This window comes from Streptomyces sp. NPDC053673 (assembly GCF_055585225.1).
On the sequence record NZ_JBVJKN010000010.1, the window covers coordinates 138,697 to 153,790 of the forward strand.

The window sequence follows — 15,094 nt, forward strand, 5'->3', positions numbered from 1 at the left end:
CGCGGACACATAAACGCGCAGCGGGGGCCGAGCCGTGCCCCGACCGGCAACGGCGGGGGGACGCCGGCCGGGGCCGCCTGTAGCCCGTCCGCACCCGATCGGCGGCGGGCGCGGACGGGAGTTCAGCGGTCCACGCGGGGCGGGTCTGGGATGCCACTCTTCAGGTTTGCCAAGTGGTCCAGCAGCGCGTTGACGGAGTGGGCGAGCCGCTGGGCATGCGCGATGGCCGCAGGCAGGCCCATGCCTGGCGACGCATTCAGGCGCCGCCGCGCCTCGCTGATGCCTGCGAGCGCGCAGGCCCGGGGAACGTCATCGCTCGGCAGACGGTCCGCGCAGCGCAGCACCTCGGGGATGAGCAGCATGACGTGCCCGCGCAGCTGAAGGGTGACGTCGTGCACCTCGTCGTACGTGGGCAACTGCGCGTCCGGCCCGAGAAGGCGCCGCGCGACGGCGCGCATCGCCTCCGTGTCGACGGGCCGCGTCGTCTGCCCTCTGGTGCTGCTCATGCCGCCGCCGCGGGCGTGGGGGTGGTTGCGGATTTCTACGTTGCAGTCCGTGGCGAGCGAGCAGTTCCGGGCCCGGCGGGCCTCGCTGCGCTGCCGCCCCAGCGCTGTGCACACCCCACACCCGGCCGCGGGCTTGGGGTCCGCCCCCGGCAACGGGAGGTGAATCGGCGGGTCCATCGTCGTCTTCCGTACGGTGCTCACGTTCGGCTCCCCTCGGCTCTCCTGCTCACCCCCTGAGCCAACACCCGCACGGTGCCGACGGCCGGACCTCCCCGCGGACGTTCCGGGGGACTTTCCGACCCGACGCGGACTTTCGCCCCCGGCGCGCCCGCTACGGTCAGTACGAGCGGGTACACCGGGGTGCGAAGTGGACGAGACACCAACACCGTTCGCGCGCGAGTGCGCGGCACGGGGCTGGGATCATCCGGCCGCGTTCCTGCGTGCCTTCGAGTCGACGGCCGTGCTCGTCGGGGAAGAGGCGGCGGTTACGGACCGCCAGTTCCGGCGTTGGCGGCAGGCTGGTCCACCCCGGCCGCGCCCGCGTGCCTGGCGTGTACTGCATGCGATGTTCGGCGTAAGCCCCCTCGATCTGGGCTTTCCCGGTCCGGAGCCGAGTGCGACGGTGGAGGCGTCACCCAGCACCATGGAGGGGGTGAAGGTGGACCGCCGCGCGTTCGTCGCCGACTCCCTCGGCGCTGCCGCGAGTCTGGCCGTGGGCTCATCCGATGCAGTCGGCACCGCCCACATCCTTGAGCTACGCGAGGGCCTGCGTTCCCTCTACACCCTCGATGACGCCTACGGCGGCGGTGATGTCCGCTCACTCGCCGTACGACACCTGCGCCGCGTCCGCCGCGTCATCAACACCGGCAGCTACCCGGACACCATCGGCCGCCAACTCCAGTTGCTCGCCGGGGAGACGGCCGAGCAATGCGCATGGCTGTACTACGACGCCGACGACCAGGACACCGCGCGCCGCTACTGGGGCGAGGCGCTGACCACCGCGACGATGCTGCGGGACGAGGGCCTCGAAATCCTGGTGCTCGCCAGCCTCAGCATGCAGGCCAGCTACGAGGGCCGGCCGCGCGACGGCTACGACCTCGCCCGCGCTGCCCACCAGCGCGCCGTAAGCCTCGGCTCGCCCGTGCTGCTCTCGCTGATCGCCTCGCGCGAGGCGCGGGCGCTCACGTTGATGCGCGACCAAAGCAGCGCACGGAAGCGGCTCGCGGACTCGATGCGCATGGTCGACCGCGGGGATCGCGGGCGCCCGGCACCAGAGTGGGCGGCATTCCACGGGCACGCTGAGCTCGACTACGCTCAGGGCCTGCTCTATACCGAGGCGAGCCACCACACGGCCGCGGTGCCATTCCTGCGCGCGGCTCTCGCCCACCAGGACCGTACGTACGGCCGCAACCGGGCCCTGTACCGGCTCACGCTGGCTCGCGGCCTGGTGCAGGCCGGGGAGGTCGACGAGGGCGCGGCCGAGGCTGTCGGCAGCCTGGAGCACCTTGAAGAGGTCGAGTCCGGGCGCATCACGCGCCGCCTGGCCGAAGTACGCGACTTACTCACCTCGGTGGACGCGGCGAGCGCTCGCCAGGCGGGCGAGGAACTGACGGAGTACGCCCAGCAGAAGGGAGACGGCTGATGGCCGAGGTGACGTACGAGCGTTACGAGGGGCCGGATGCGGCCGGGCAGCTCGACGCGTTCCTCCCCACGTATGAGGAGGTGTACGTCGAGCCTCCGTACTGCGAGGGTCCGCGGGACGTCGCCGAGTTCATCGACCGCTACCAGCTCCAGACGCAGCGCCCTGGCTTCCGCCTGGTGCTCGCCCGTGACGGCGGCGAGGTGGTCGGGTTCACCTTCGGCTACCGCCTGCCCGAGGACACGGGGTGGTGGGACAACCTGCTGGAGCCGATGCCGGACGAGTTCACGCGCGAGAGTGGGGAGCGGACGTTCGTCATCATCGAGCTGGCTGTGCGCAAGCCTTGGCGCCGTCGGGGCATCGCAGCCGGGCTGCATGAGCAGCTTCTCGGCGGTCTGGCGGTGGAGCGAGTGACGCTGACGATGCGGCCGGAGCCTGAGGCGGCGCCTGCGCAATCGGCGTACGCGTCGTGGGGGTACCGGAAGGTAGGGCAGTCCCATCCGTGGGATGAGGCCCCGGTGTACGACTGCATGGTGTTGGACCTGCGCTGATACGCCAAGGACAGGGGGCGGGATGGCCAAGGACAGCAGTGACCTCGGCGCGCTCGGATGCATTGTGGCGATCTTCGCCGGATTGATGTTCTGGGCCTTCTCCGACGACGACACGCGCCCGAGAGAGGAGTACAGCCCGACATGGCTGCCAGAGCCAAGGGCGTCGCTCCTGAATTGGGAGTACCAGGGGGCGGAGTGCGCCGACGGCTGGCCCTCCCAGTCGATCGGCCGCCATGGGGCATGCAGTCACCATGGCGGTGTTGTTTCGGTATGGGTGGATGCTGAGGGTACGGAGGTCAGGTGTGCGATCGCTCCGCCGATGACGGCGGAGCAGCGGGACGCGTCGATCAAGCGACACGGGTACGTCGTCTGCTAACCCTGCACCCGGCCGCTCGCCGTGCGGAAGCCGGGCCTTACGAGCAGCGATTAGGCGAGGCGACCGGGCTGGGGGGTGGGCGTGCGCTGCACTGTGCGCGCGGAACGCATCCGACTGGCCCTGCCCCTGTGTCCGCTCGGCGTCGCGCAGGCGGATGAGCTGCGGCAGCTGCCGGACCTCCTCCGGAGCCCGTACGGGCCGGAACGCCTGCACCGCGAGCCGGTGATCCGGGCGCGTCGAGCGGCCCGTGATCGCCTCGCGCAGGCCCGCCACCTCGTCGAGATACCCGGCTGTCGTCAGATGCTCGCGCGCCCAATCCCGGATCGTGTGCAGCTCGGAGAAGTCGACGATCGCGGTGAGCGCACCGCGGCGGCCGGCGTCATCGTCGAACCGCTCGGCCTCCTGGAGCAGCCGTACGCGCCCGGCGCGGTCGGTGTCGGCGGCCTTGTCGTACGCGGCCCGGAAGGCAGCCATGAGGACTGCACGGTCTGCGGGGGAGGTGTCTGCGGGGATGCCGGGCCCGGTGGGCACCTGGGTCTCCAGCCATTCGAGACGCTCACGGCGGCGGGCCTGGAGCCGGTCCCACGCGCCCTGAAGGGCTTCCAGGTACGCGGTGTACGCGGCATCGACAGCCTCGGCCCTCGCGAGGTCGGAGAGGCGGTACGACGACCGGGCTTCCTGCGCTGCCGTGAGGGACTCGGTCTGCGCCTCGCGGGCGGCAGTGACGTCGGGGTCCTGGTCCTGCATGGGCATCGGCTCGGGGATCATCAGCAGTCCTTCCGTAGGCGGGCGAAGTGTTCGGCGTCGTCCGGGTGCCACAGGCCCCGCGCTGCGGGCGCGAGGCCTTCGGCGGCGGCCAGACGCCGGACGTGCCGCCCTGTCACTCCGAGGCGGCCGGATAGCTCCTTGGTGGTGACCAGACGACGTGTCGAGGGTGCGCTGATGTCCGTAGGTGTCCGTTCGGGATGTCCGTTCGCGGACAAGTGGTCGAGGGCGGCAGCGCGCAACGCGTCGATGGCGGCTGCGACTTCGGGCCGTACCTGTCCACCGTCTGCGCGGTGCCGGGCGAGCTGGGCCCGCAGGGCCAGCCACAGGGGGTGGCAGACCTCCGCGGGCAGGACCACCCCGCCAGCCGCGATAACGGCTGGCGGGCGTGTCGGAAGATCGCCAGTCCTAGATGATCAATTCCAAGGGATGCCTGCGGATGGTGTGGGGTGGGCGGCGGCCGAAGCTACCGCGAGACGGTCAGGCGGCGGGCTGCCGGCCCTGGTTGTCGAGGTGGCAGCGGGCGGTCAGGCGTCAGGGTCGACTTCGGGGTGCGTGAACCGCACGGGCTTGCCCAGCGACCGGGCGTAGGCGATTTCGGCTCGGGTGCTGTCTCCGATGTAGTCGCCGACTAAAGCGCCTGAGTTCGAGATTTCTGAGGCGCTGGTACCACGAACTTGGTCCCTGCCGCCCGGGATTCTCGGCCGTGTGCGGTTCGGTTCCGGCGGATTCGAGGTCGAATTCTTGGCGTCGGTCATGGGGCCGGAACGAGACGGTCAGTGAAGCTCGCAGCCGCGGAGCGTCACGGAGTCCACGTACGGCCTCGGGGAACATCGGTACAGCGGTTATCGGTGAGAACGATCTTGTTCAGGTGTGAGGGCGCTGCCCCTGTTCTCGTACTCGCGGCGGGCCTTGGGCTGGGCCGGGACCGCGGGAAGGTCCTGGCTGCCGTCGAGCGGCTGGCAGCGGGCGAGGAGCCCGGTGCACGGCGGGGACGGCGCTGACGTGCAGGGTGTAGCCCTGGCCGCGCCGTACGGTCGTCCCCTGGTCGAGCGCGGCACGCTCGGCGGGCTCCAGCTCGGTGGTGCTGAGGTAGTCGGCGACCTTGCCCGGCATGTCGAGGGCGACCGGCAGCTCCGGGGCGGGCGCCGGGAATCGGATCGCCATCAACGGGGTTGGTGGGGGATGAGCCGTTATTGGAGGGGTCATGCGAGCGATACAGGTGTACGAAGTGGGCGGTCCCGAGGTGCTGCAGGAGGCCGAGGTGGACCAGCCGCGGCCGGGTCCGGGCGAGGCGGTCGTGGAGGTCGCCGCATCCGGGGTCAACTTCCTCGACGTCTACCACCGCGAGGGCCGGTACAGCCTCCCGCTGCCCTTCACCCCGGGCGCTGAGGGCGCCGGCACGGTCGTCGAAGTCGGACCCGGCGTCGCTGACGTCGCAGTCGGGGACCGGGTCGGTTGGGTGGAGATTCCCGGCACGTATGCCGAGCGGGCCGTCGTGGACTCCTCCCGGCTGGTGCCGCTGCCCGACGATATCGGCTTCGAGACAGCCGCCGCCGTGCTCCTCCAAGGCATGACCGCGCACTATCTCGTCAAGGACGCCTACCCGGTTCAGGGGGGCGACACGGTGCTCGTGCATGCGGCTGCTGGTGGCATGGGGCTGCTTTTGACCCAGCTCGTCACCCATCTCGGCGGCAGGGTGATCGGCACGACGTCGACCACGGCGAAGGCCGAGCTGGCGAAGCGTGCCGGGGCCGCTGAGGTGATCCTTTCCTCCGCAGTCGACGATCTCGCAGCCGAGGTGAGGCGGCTCAACGGCGGTCAGGGACTGCCGGTTGTCTTCGACGGCGTCGGCGCGCACACCTTCGATGCGAGCCTCGCCAGCCTGCGAACCCGCGGCCATCTCGTGCTCTTCGGCGCGGCAAGTGGTGCCGTGCCGCCGTTTGATCCGATTCGGCTCGCCCACGGCGGTTCGCTGACCCTGATCCGGCCCAGCCTCGGGGACTTCATCGCCGATCGGTCCGAACTGCTCCGACGGGCCGCCGATGTGTTCGAGTGGGTACGCTCCAAGGCGCTTGAGGTCACCGTAACGGGCCGCTACGCATTGTCCGAGGCCGCCCAGGCCCACAGCGATCTGGAGGCTCGGCGTACCACCGGCAAGCTGCTCGTCATACCCGATGCGGCCGCTATGGGACGCCGCGAGGAGACGCAGAGCTGATCGCGGGTGACGAGGTCGGGATCTTGGAGACTGAGATGTCGAGGGCATGGCCGACCGTCATCGCCAAGATCCCCGACAGCGGTGCGCGACGGCCGCGAAGCGACGAAGCGGATCATTTTGCTAGACGGCCATGATCGTTCTCGCCGATAACCGCTGTACCGATGTTCCAAGCACCGCGACAACACACGACAGTTGAATCGCGTCCTCACCAGTAGGTAGCGCGGCATGGTCCGCGCTGGTCGGTCCCTCAACGCGATCGCCCCCAGGTACTGCCGGTAACGGGGGGCTGGCCCCACCCCCGATCAGCCGGACAGCCGGATGGCCGGGAGAACGCCGTGTCAGCGACCGTGGACTGTCCCGAGCAAGTCACCTACAGAGAAGGCAAGATCGTGCGCATTGTCACGGCCACCGCCGTCGCACTGGCCCTCGCCGGCGGAGCCGCGCCGGCCGCCACCGCCCAACAGCCGACCATCGATGGAATCTGGCGCATGGACGGCTACGGCACAGTGCTGTCCATCCGGAACGGAACTTTCCAGGAGTACCAGACCACCGCCGTCAGCTGTCTCAAGGGCGACTCCGCGCAGCGGACCGGCCCCAGCACCTACACCACGCCCGGCGGCGACGTCCTGACCGTGCGCGCCCGAGGAGACCGCGACTACGCGGTCATGCGCGAGGAAGGTTCCGTCGGCAGCCGGAACCTCCGGCGTATCCCGGCGCTCCCCGACGCCTGCGCGCGCCCGGCAGCCAAGGACCCCCGCACGACCTTCGACGTCTTCTGGCAGACCTTCGAGGAGAACTACCCCTTCTTCGCGTCCAAGGGCATCGACTGGCACAAGGTCCGCAATCAGTACCGCCCCAAGGTGCACGCCGGGACGACGAGGGATGAGCTCTACGCCGTCTTCAGCGAGATGGTCAAGCCGCTCTACGACGCCCACGTCGCCGTCCAGGATGGCGAGCGCGTCTTCTACCAGGTCCGCCCCGGCACCGTCCTGCCCACCGGAGAACTCGACACCACGGTCAAGAAGTTCATCGTGGCGCGCGACCTCAAGGACGCCGGGAACCTCCAGGACTTCGCCCAGGGGCGGATCACCTACGCCGACCTCCCCGGCGGGCAGGGCTATTTGCGGATCTCCGGCTTCGGCGGGTACGCGGGCGACGGTGCCTCCTACGCCGCCCAGCTGGCCGAGCTCGACAGGGCGCTGGACACGGTCCTCAGCCAGGAGCGCACCCAGCGCCTGAAGGGCCTGATCATCGACCAGCGGATCAATGGCGGCGGCTCCGACGCCCTGGGAATCCACATCGCCGAGCGCCTCACCGACACCCCCTACCTGGCCTACTCCAAGCGGTCCCGCAACGATCCTGCCGACCCTACCCGGCACACTCGCCCCCAGCCCGTGTACGTCACGCCCGCCCAGGGCCCCCGGTACACCGGGCCGGTCGCCGTGCTGACTGGCGGATCGACCGTCAGCGCGGGCGAGACCTTCACCCAGGCCCTCATGGACCGCCCCGGCAAGACGGTCCGGATCGGGCAGCCCACACAGGGCGTCTTCTCGGACGTCATGCTGCGCGAGCTCCCCAACGGCATGTCGGCCTGGCTGCCGAACGAGGAGTTCCTGACCCGGTCGGGCAGGACCTTCGACGGCACAGGCATTCCGCCGCACCTCACTGAGCCGGTCTTCACCAAGGAGGAGTTCGACAAGAAGAGGGACTCAGCCTTCGACAGGGCCCTGAACGTCCTGCGGAACTACGGCGGCACCACAAGCTGACGCAGTAGTGCTGCACCTGCTGCTGATGCGCCTGCACGATCCCGGGTTCGGACAGTTCGTGTCGGGATTCGCCGGGGATCCACATGCCGGTGGTGAAGCTCTTCCGGCCGCGCCGGGTGATGTGGATCAGGTCGCTACCGACTCCGGTCCGGGTGTGGGTGCACTTGAACTTGATCTGTGTCGTGACGGTCTCGATGTCGCCCTCGCGGGAGCTGTCCGCGGTGAGACGGGTCATCTCCCATACGTGGTCGACGTCCTGCGACTTGGCGGACGAGCCGCGGCTGCCGCGCTCGGAGTCCTTGCCCATGTGGTCGAGGCGGGTGCCGGCGATTCCGCGGGCCTTCAGCGGCGCGTGAACGCGCTGGTAGAACTGGAGCCAGGTGTCCGAGTCGTTCTCCTTGCCGCTGATGAAGCGGCTCACGGTGTCGAAGACCACGATGTCGGGGTGGACATCGTCAACGATGCTCATCAACTCGGCGACCGCGATCGGGGCCGCGTCGAGGCCGCCGCTGAACTTGGGGAACGTGCGGTAGTCGAAGCGCTCCATGAGCTCGCTGGCGGTTGCGCCGAAGCCCTGCATGCGGGTGACGATGTCTCGGAGGCCGTTCTCCCGGTCGAAGTAGAGGACGTATAGCGGGTCCCGTCGCTCGTCGCCGAGGAATGATCGGCCCGTGGCTGCTCTCCACAGCCAGTCGTGAACGAAGAGGGTTTTGCCGACCTTGCCGTCTCCGACGATGGCGACTTGCTGCCCGCGCTCCATGAATTTGCCGGGGAGCCACTCGATCTGTGAGAAGTCGGTGGCGAACGCTTGGTGCCAGTCGAGGCGGCGGAAGCGCTGGGCTGGCTCCTCGGCAGGCTCCTGCTGATCTTCTGTGGTGGCGGGTGTGAGCAGTGCCGAGAAGTCGTTGCGGTCGTCTGCCCGGGCCACGGGGGGCCAGGGGTGCCGGGGCATGGCCATGCCGGCGCGCAGCCCGGACCCGATCGTGGCGAGGGCGCGGCCCTCGGGGTGGTTTCCTGCGCGGGCTGCGGCGAGCAGGTGTTCGCGGGCCTCGGCTTCGCTGAGGGCGCCTGCGCCTACGAGGGTGCCTACGCTGAACGCTGCGGTGTTGATCGTGTTGTTCTGGTCGCCGTCGGGGGCGGTGGTGATTGCGTCGCACTCAGCCTGGATGGCCTTGCGGGTGTACCCGTCGTGGCGGTCCGCGGGGATGGCGATGTTCGTCGCGGGCGCGGCTGGCGAGGTCGGGCGGGCCTGGAGCGCTTCGAGGAGCCACTCCGGGGCGGCCACGGGGGGCTGCGCCGCGTCCTCCAGCGTGTAGGTGGCGCCAGTGGCGTGCACGGAGCCGGGGCCGATGACGTAGGCGTTTCCGGCGCGTACATCCCCGTCGAACTTGCCTTTCAGGGCGCCGAGTCCATTGCCGAGCCGGGCGTCAGCTGGCGCCCAGTAGTAGTCGTGGTGGCCCTTGGCGGTGAAGACTCGCATCGTCGGCGTGTGCGGGTGGCCGAGGGCGGCCGCGGTGTCCTCAATGGCTCCGAGCCGGTCGCTGTCGACGACGAGGAGCCTGGCCCCGTCCGTACGGGTGCAGGCGCCGACGGCTACGCCGACGTTGCGGGGCTGGCCACCGAAGAGGCGCGGCAGCTGCGTCTCGTCTGTGGTGTGGCTGCGGGTGAAGGGCACTGCGGGGTGCTTGCCGCGGTCCGTGCACGTCGCCGGGTCGTGGCCGCGCCCGACGCCTGCGCACTGCTCGGCGGCGGGGTGGTCCGCGGGGAAGACAGCGAACCCGTGACGTACGAGCCACCGCGCGCCGTCGAGGGGCGTCATGCTGGCCGTTCCGTCGTCGGGGTGGGTCACGTTCGGCGCTCCATCGGGCGTGCCGCCGCTCCCGCGCGAGGGAGGGGGCGGCGGCGGGGGAACGGTGGTCAGCATGTGCGGCGGCTGCCACTGGCGAAGGCATCTGCGAGGGCTGCGCCGAGCGCATCGACGGTCGAGGCGACCCCGTACGGGTCGGTGCCGACGACCTCGATCTCTCGGCACTCGCGGAAGGCGCCCGCGATCAGATGAGCCATTTCGGGGAGGCAGCGGCGTGCGTCGCCGATGTCCAGGCGCAGGCTCGTGCCGCGCGGGTAGGGCAGGATGCCGCCGTACTGCATCGTCGGGTGCGGTGCCCATACGCCGCCGTGCTCGACGGGGAGGCGGAGCACGGTGATGCCGCGGATGTTCGGGCCGGGCCTCGTGTAGACGAGGCGGGTGCCGGTCATGCGCGGGCCCCAGCGGGATCGATAGCGGCGAGGAACTGACGCGCGACGCCGATCGGGTCACCGGTGCGACGGAGCTCGGCGAGCAGCCCATCGAGGAACCGCACGAGGGGGCTGCCCTCGGGCGCGGTCCGGCGCTGCTCGTAGATGTCGCCGACCCAGGCGACGATGCGGCTGGCGAGGTCGTCGACGACATCAGACCGTACGGTGGCCTGCGAGGCGGCGACACTGATCACGTGGCCCTCAGTGCAGTCGTCGCAGGTCCAGTAGATGGCGCCGGTCTGGGCCGTCTGCTTGGTGCCGGCGGGCTGCTTGCAGTAGAAGCAGACTCCGTCGAGGGCGGTCGGCCTGGCGGCTTCGGCGACGATGAACGGTTCGTGACCGTGGGTCTCGGTGGGTGCGATGTCCTGTGCCATCATTGGGATGTCCGTTTCTTTCGTTGAAGCCCTGGGCGCTCTGGCCGAGCGATGAGCCCGGGGCTTCGGCGTTGCTGGGATCGGATAGGCCCTCAGTGAGGCGTTGGCGCGCCATGCTGGGCGAGGCCCCGCCGTTCGCGGTGGCCCTCGGGAGGCAGCTGCGACGAACGCGGGAGGAGGCGCAGCGAACAGCCGAGGATGTTGCGCAGACTGCTCGCCAACTCGGTCTGGCTTGGCATCGTCCGACCGTGGGGCAGATCGAACTCGGCAAGCGAGGTCTGACGGCTGCTGAGTTCCTGCTTCTGCCTCTGGTCTACGGTCTTCCGCTGCGGGACCTGTTGCCGCCCGCCGACGGCGCCGTCTGGCTGACCGAGGAAACCGCGGTCTATGGAGCCGAGCTTCGTCGAGTGCTGGACGTCGGATACGCCCCTGGCAAGTCCGGTCGCCTAGGGCCGGGCAGCTGGCATCGCCGGAACCGCATCTCCAAGGAGGATGTGCTGGAGTTTGCGCACCGTCTGGCAGCTAAGGCGAGCGCATGGCCTCATGGGGCTCAGATCAAGCACATGGAGCAGCCCGACGAGGCGGAGACCAAGGCTGCGAAGAAGCTGAATACCACCCCGCAGTACGTCGCCTACACAGCTCGCGAGCTGTGGGGGCACGGCCTAGTGGCGGAACGCGAGGCTCGGCTCACCGAACGTTCAGACCTTCCCGACTCGCCTCGGGCCCTGCAAGCCGCACGAGGCCACATCACCCGCACCCTGATCGAGGAGATGGAGCCGACCATCAGGGCGCACGAAGGCAACCGCGGACAGCCAGAAGAGATCGACTGGGAAGAGTTCTCAGAGGGGACGGGGAAGGCCGATGGCTGAGGTCTACGACCGCTGGCACCTCTCTCGGCCACCGGACGGCGCGGAGTCGTGTGCGGAGCACAGCACCAGGACCCGCGCGCTCGTGGCCAGCAAGGATCACGGCAAGGGGAAGCGCTGGCAGGTCCGTTGGCGCGACGCGGCAGGGGAGCAGAAGAAGGAGAACTTCGCCAAGCGCAGCCAGGCTGACACCCGCGCGGCGACGATCGAGGCCGACCTCGCCCGCGGCCTGTACGTCGATCCGGCGGCCGGTAAGGAGAGCTTCCGTTCGATCGGCGAGCGCTGGCGCACCACGGCCGTGCACCGGGACGGCACCGCATCCCGCGTGGAGCGTGCCCTCCGCATCCACATCTATCCGACGTTCGGCGACCGCCCGATGGTCAGCATCCGCCCCAGCGAGATCCAGGCATGGATCAAGGACAGGTCACAGCACCTCGCCCCGTCCACGCTGCGGGTCACCTACGCGTACCTGGTCACCATCTTTGGCACCGCCGTGCGCGACCGAATCATTGCCATCAACCCGTGCGCCGGCATCAAGACGCCAGACGTCCGCAAGGCAGAGATCATTCCCCTCCATGCCGATGCGGTCCGGGCCCTCGTCGACGCGGCGCCCGCCAGGTACAGGGCGCTGACGCTCCTTGCTGCCGCTTCGGGTCTGCGTCAGGGGGAGCTGTTCGGCCTGGAGGTCGCTGCATCGACTTCCTGCGTAGGGAGGTGACGGTGCGACAGCAGCTCATCGGCCCCGAGGCTGGTGAGCCGTACATCGGCGAGCCGAAGACGCACGAGAGCTACCGGACTGTCCCGCTCGTCACCTCTGCCGTGGACGCCCTCGCCGCCCACCTCCAGCGGTTCCCCGCGGCCATGGTGGACATCGAGGACCGGACGGACCCGCGCAAGCCGAAGCGGCGCAAGGCACAGCTGCTGTTCACCAGTGAGCGGCAGGAGTCGCTCCGGCGCGGCAACTGGGCCCACGTCTGGGAGCGCATGGAGACGAACGCCAACAAGCTCCTCACCGCAGCCCACGGCAAGGCGCGCGAGCAGTGGGAGCGCCTCGGCTGGCCGGAGGGCAGAGAGCCCGTACTCGTACGTGTGCCGCAGGGTGCGAGCATGCACGATCTGCGGCACTTCTACGCCTCGGCGCTGATCAAGCACCGGGAGAGCGTGAAGACGGTGCAGCGCCGGTTGGGGCACTCGAAGCCGTCGATCACGCTCGACATCTACACGCACTTGTGGCCGGACGACGAGGACACAACGCGGGCCGCGGTGGAGGCGGTCCTCGGCGATGTGCCCGCGTTGTGCCCTCCCGTCAAGATCACTTCAAGTTAGTGCAGGTCACGGCGGTGTATCACCGGTAGTTCACGAACTGCAGCGCGAAGTCGAAGTCCTTGCCCTTCAGCAGCGCGATCACGGTCTGCAGGTCGTCCCTGCTCTTCGAGCTGACCCGCAGCTCGTCGCCCTGCACCTGCGCCTTGATGCCCTTCGGGCCCTCGTCGCGGATGACCTTGGCGACCTTCTTGGCGTTCTCCTGGGAGATGCCCTCCTCGATCGACGCGAAGATCTTGTACTCCTTGCCGGAGAGCTGCGGCTCGCCCGCGTCCAGCGACTTCAGCGAGATACCGCGCTTGATCAGCTTGGACTGGAAGATGTCGAGGATCGCCTTGACCCGCTCCTCACCGCTCGCCTGCATCAGGATCTTGTCGCCGGACCACTCGATCGTGGCGCCGGTGCCCTTGAAGTCGTAGCGCTGCGAGATCTCCTTGGCGGCCTGGTTGAGTGCGTTGTCGACCTCCTGCCGCTCGACCTTCGAGACGATGTCGAAACTGGAGTCGGCCATGTCCTGTGGCTCCTTGTATCGGGTGCGTAGAGGTACGGCCGGGCTGCCCGGACCGCCACCGCAAAGCCTAGCCACCCGCACCCGCCCCGAGTGCTGATCAATCCGGTGGCGAAGCACCCCTGGGCATCAGGTATCGTTTACGTCGTTGCCACGGAGCACCGCCGAAAAGCGGCCCTCCAGCGCGACATCCCATGGCGGTGTGCCCGAGTGGCCAATGGGAGCGGACTGTAAATCCGTCGGCTTAGCCTACCCAGGTTCGAATCCTGGCGCCGCCACGCGATGTGAGACCCCCGTTGACCTGTGAAAACGCAGGACGGCGGGGGTCTTCTCGTTGCCCAGGCGTCCCCCGACGAGCGGTCCGCGCCGGTGCAGGTCCGGGCACGCCGCAGCAGCAGCCGGTCACCCGGTTCGTACGCACGCGAGGCCCGGGCGAGGCTGCGCCATGCCGCGCCGCCGCTGGTGCCCGAGGAGGTGTCACTGCCGCGCAGACAGTCGACGTAGTACGTCGTGCCGGACCTCTCGTGTGCGGTGGCCGCCGCCGGGAGGAGGCCGGTCAGGGTGACGGCTGCCGCGAGCGCCGTCACGGCTGTCTTCGTGCGCGTGGCGCGCATCACACCACTCGTGTGCGTCGTGCGCATCGCGCGAGTGGTGTGCGTCGTACGCGTCGGGGGAATCGCCACGCGCCGGAACGTAGCCATGGCCCCGATGCGGGGCCATGGACATACATACCTGCTGCTTGGTCCCGGCGACGCGGATCGCGCCGCCGCAGCCTTGCGGATCCTGCTTGATCAGTAGGGTCCATTCACGTTGTCGATGGACCCGTAACGCTTGGCCGCGTAATTGCACGCCGCCACAATATTCGCGATCGGGTCATAAATGTCCCACGAGGTACCGTCTACGTGGTATGTCCGAAATGTGGGGTCAATGACCTGCATGAGTCCCTTTGACGGGATTCCGGCCGCCGCATTCGAGTCCCAGAGGTTGATGGCGAAGGGGTCGCCGCTCGACTCGCGCATCAGGTTCCGGCGGATCCCGTCATAGCTGCCGGGAATTCCCTTGGCGTCCATCACCAGCAGTGCGTGCTTGATCCAGCCGTCAAGTCGCTGTGCGCTTGCTGGAGTTGCGGAGGCCGGGGTCGGGAGAACCGCGGCGCTCGCTCCGAGCAGAACCGTGGCGGCGGCGAGGCCGCCCGCGAGGTGTCTGACGATCTTGGACGTTGCTCGCTTGGGGAGAACGGAAAGCCGCATGGCGCCTCTTTCGCGTGAATCTGCGGATGGTGATTGATCCCATGCAGGCGGTTCATCGAGGAATAGGGATTTCCGCCGGGGTGTTTCTCAGCATCCGAGCGAAGAGGGTCGACGGCAAGGGGCAATTCTGTGATTGCCGCCACAAGGGTTTGAAATGAGCGGAAAGCGGGGTCAGGTCGGCCCCATGGCTGAACCCGGCCCGACCCGTCATCTGAGTCTAAAAAGTCGGAAGTTTCTTGATTTGTAGAACTTTCATGGTCCGTGCCGCGCAGGCCGCAGGCCGCAGGTCGCAGGCTGCAGGTGGTCGCAGGCGGCTGCCGGCCGCTGAAGCCCCGGCTGACGGCTGACCGCTGACGGCTGTCACCTCGGCTTCGGCCGCTACGACCGCCGCCGCGGCTGCCCCGGCGGCGATGGCAGCGGTGACGGCGACGGCAGCGGTGACGGCGACGGGAAACGCCACCCCGCCACGCTCGTGCGACACGCGCATGTCCGATTCCGGCAGGTCGTCGCGTACAGAACAGTCGGGTACAGAACAATGGGCGGGCGCTTCGCCAGGTGCCGCCGCCGCGGTCGCCGATATTTCTCCTTCAGTCGGACGATGCCAACAGGCGTGAACGAATCGTCAGCGCTGCGACAGTGACGACGAGTCAGAACTCT

17 protein-coding genes and 1 tRNA gene are annotated in these 15,094 nt (G+C 69.0%); 10 read left to right on the forward strand and 8 right to left on the reverse strand.

The window, feature by feature from the left end; all coding sequences use genetic code 11:
• Positions 1-122: 122 nt before the first annotated feature.
• Entirely contained in the window at positions 123-707 is a 585-nt protein-coding gene (locus ACZ6ZQ_RS17165) for a DUF6415 family natural product biosynthesis protein (RefSeq protein ID WP_469769343.1), read from the reverse strand.
• A 364-nt stretch (positions 708-1,071) separates the two neighbouring features.
• Here ACZ6ZQ_RS17165 and ACZ6ZQ_RS17170 point away from each other — a divergent pair, with 364 nt between their 5' ends.
• Genes ACZ6ZQ_RS17170 through ACZ6ZQ_RS17180 form a run of 3 tightly spaced genes read left to right on the forward strand, consistent with a single transcriptional unit; the run spans position 1,072 to position 3,072 of the window.
• Positions 1,072-2,148: a hypothetical protein gene (locus ACZ6ZQ_RS17170; RefSeq protein ID WP_469769344.1), complete on the forward strand. Its 1,077-nt coding sequence runs from the start codon at positions 1,072-1,074 to the stop codon at positions 2,146-2,148.
• Positions 2,148-2,696 (forward strand): GNAT family N-acetyltransferase, encoded by a 549-nt coding sequence (locus ACZ6ZQ_RS17175; RefSeq protein WP_469769345.1) that lies wholly within the window; start codon positions 2,148-2,150, stop codon positions 2,694-2,696. The genes ACZ6ZQ_RS17170 and ACZ6ZQ_RS17175 overlap by 1 nt, the downstream gene beginning before the upstream one ends.
• Before the next feature lie 22 nt (positions 2,697-2,718).
• Positions 2,719-3,072, forward strand: coding sequence for a hypothetical protein (locus ACZ6ZQ_RS17180; protein WP_469769346.1), 354 nt, complete (start codon positions 2,719-2,721; stop codon positions 3,070-3,072).
• A gap of 767 nt (positions 3,073-3,839) precedes the next feature.
• On the opposite strand, the gene ACZ6ZQ_RS17185 is transcribed toward ACZ6ZQ_RS17180, so the two are convergent.
• Positions 3,840-4,196, reverse strand: a complete 357-nt coding sequence (locus tag ACZ6ZQ_RS17185; RefSeq protein ID WP_469769347.1) for a hypothetical protein — start codon at positions 4,194-4,196, stop codon at positions 3,840-3,842.
• 508 nt (positions 4,197-4,704) lie between these two features.
• A complete protein-coding gene (locus ACZ6ZQ_RS17190) occupies positions 4,705-5,004 on the reverse strand; it encodes a hypothetical protein (RefSeq protein ID WP_469769348.1) in 300 nt (99 codons plus the stop codon).
• Between the two features lie 40 nt (positions 5,005-5,044).
• On the opposite strand from ACZ6ZQ_RS17190, the gene ACZ6ZQ_RS17195 reads away from it, so the two are divergent.
• Both ACZ6ZQ_RS17195 and ACZ6ZQ_RS17200 read left to right on the forward strand, forming a co-directional pair.
• Positions 5,045-6,055, forward strand: a complete 1,011-nt coding sequence (locus tag ACZ6ZQ_RS17195) for a quinone oxidoreductase family protein (RefSeq protein ID WP_469769349.1) — start codon at positions 5,045-5,047, stop codon at positions 6,053-6,055.
• A 389-nt stretch (positions 6,056-6,444) separates the two neighbouring features.
• Positions 6,445-7,821: a S41 family peptidase gene (locus ACZ6ZQ_RS17200; protein ID WP_469769350.1), complete on the forward strand. Its 1,377-nt coding sequence runs from the start codon at positions 6,445-6,447 to the stop codon at positions 7,819-7,821.
• On the opposite strand, the gene ACZ6ZQ_RS17205 is transcribed toward ACZ6ZQ_RS17200, so the two are convergent.
• The 3 genes from ACZ6ZQ_RS17205 to ACZ6ZQ_RS17215 form a co-directional block, all read right to left on the reverse strand.
• Positions 7,733-9,670, reverse strand: a complete 1,938-nt coding sequence (locus tag ACZ6ZQ_RS17205) for a bifunctional DNA primase/polymerase (protein ID WP_469769351.1) — start codon at positions 9,668-9,670, stop codon at positions 7,733-7,735. The two genes, ACZ6ZQ_RS17200 and ACZ6ZQ_RS17205, sit on opposite strands and share 89 nt — an antisense overlap.
• A gap of 68 nt (positions 9,671-9,738) precedes the next feature.
• On the reverse strand, positions 9,739-10,077 hold the full coding sequence (locus ACZ6ZQ_RS17210; protein WP_469769352.1) for a hypothetical protein: 339 nt from the start codon (positions 10,075-10,077) through the stop codon (positions 9,739-9,741).
• Positions 10,074-10,493, reverse strand: coding sequence for a hypothetical protein (locus tag ACZ6ZQ_RS17215; RefSeq protein ID WP_469769353.1), 420 nt, complete (start codon positions 10,491-10,493; stop codon positions 10,074-10,076). The genes ACZ6ZQ_RS17210 and ACZ6ZQ_RS17215 overlap by 4 nt, the downstream gene beginning before the upstream one ends.
• 110 nt (positions 10,494-10,603) lie before the next feature.
• Here ACZ6ZQ_RS17215 and ACZ6ZQ_RS17220 point away from each other — a divergent pair, with 110 nt between their 5' ends.
• The 3 genes from ACZ6ZQ_RS17220 to ACZ6ZQ_RS17230 all read left to right on the forward strand — a co-directional run bounded on the left by ACZ6ZQ_RS17220 (position 10,604) and on the right by ACZ6ZQ_RS17230 (position 12,682).
• The gene (locus ACZ6ZQ_RS17220) at positions 10,604-11,359 is read left to right on the forward strand and encodes a helix-turn-helix domain-containing protein (protein WP_469769354.1); all 756 of its coding nucleotides are present in this window, start codon (positions 10,604-10,606) and stop codon (positions 11,357-11,359) included.
• Positions 11,360-11,441: 82 nt separating this feature from the next.
• Positions 11,442-12,074 carry a tyrosine-type recombinase/integrase gene (locus ACZ6ZQ_RS17225; RefSeq protein ID WP_469769355.1) on the forward strand — a complete coding sequence of 211 codons (633 nt, stop codon included), beginning with the start codon at positions 11,442-11,444 and terminating at the stop codon, positions 12,072-12,074.
• A 2-nt stretch (positions 12,075-12,076) separates the two neighbouring features.
• A complete protein-coding gene (locus ACZ6ZQ_RS17230; RefSeq protein ID WP_469769356.1) occupies positions 12,077-12,682 on the forward strand; it encodes a tyrosine-type recombinase/integrase in 606 nt (201 codons plus the stop codon).
• 19 nt (positions 12,683-12,701) lie between these two features.
• Here the strand turns inward: ACZ6ZQ_RS17230 and ACZ6ZQ_RS17235 are convergent, their stop codons facing one another.
• Entirely contained in the window at positions 12,702-13,190 is a 489-nt protein-coding gene (locus tag ACZ6ZQ_RS17235) for a YajQ family cyclic di-GMP-binding protein (protein WP_453668270.1), read from the reverse strand.
• Between the two features lie 193 nt (positions 13,191-13,383).
• On the opposite strand from ACZ6ZQ_RS17235, the gene ACZ6ZQ_RS17240 reads away from it, so the two are divergent.
• Both ACZ6ZQ_RS17240 and ACZ6ZQ_RS17245 read left to right on the forward strand, forming a co-directional pair.
• Positions 13,384-13,465: transfer RNA gene (locus ACZ6ZQ_RS17240), tRNA-Tyr, on the forward strand.
• 25 nt (positions 13,466-13,490) lie between these two features.
• Positions 13,491-13,691, forward strand: a complete 201-nt coding sequence (locus tag ACZ6ZQ_RS17245; protein ID WP_469769357.1) for a hypothetical protein — start codon at positions 13,491-13,493, stop codon at positions 13,689-13,691.
• Positions 13,692-13,978: 287 nt separating this feature from the next.
• On the opposite strand, the gene ACZ6ZQ_RS17250 is transcribed toward ACZ6ZQ_RS17245, so the two are convergent.
• Complete coding sequence (locus tag ACZ6ZQ_RS17250; RefSeq protein ID WP_469769358.1) at positions 13,979-14,437, reverse strand: transglycosylase SLT domain-containing protein; 459 nt, start codon at positions 14,435-14,437, stop codon at positions 13,979-13,981.
• Positions 14,438-15,094: the final 657 nt, after the last annotated feature.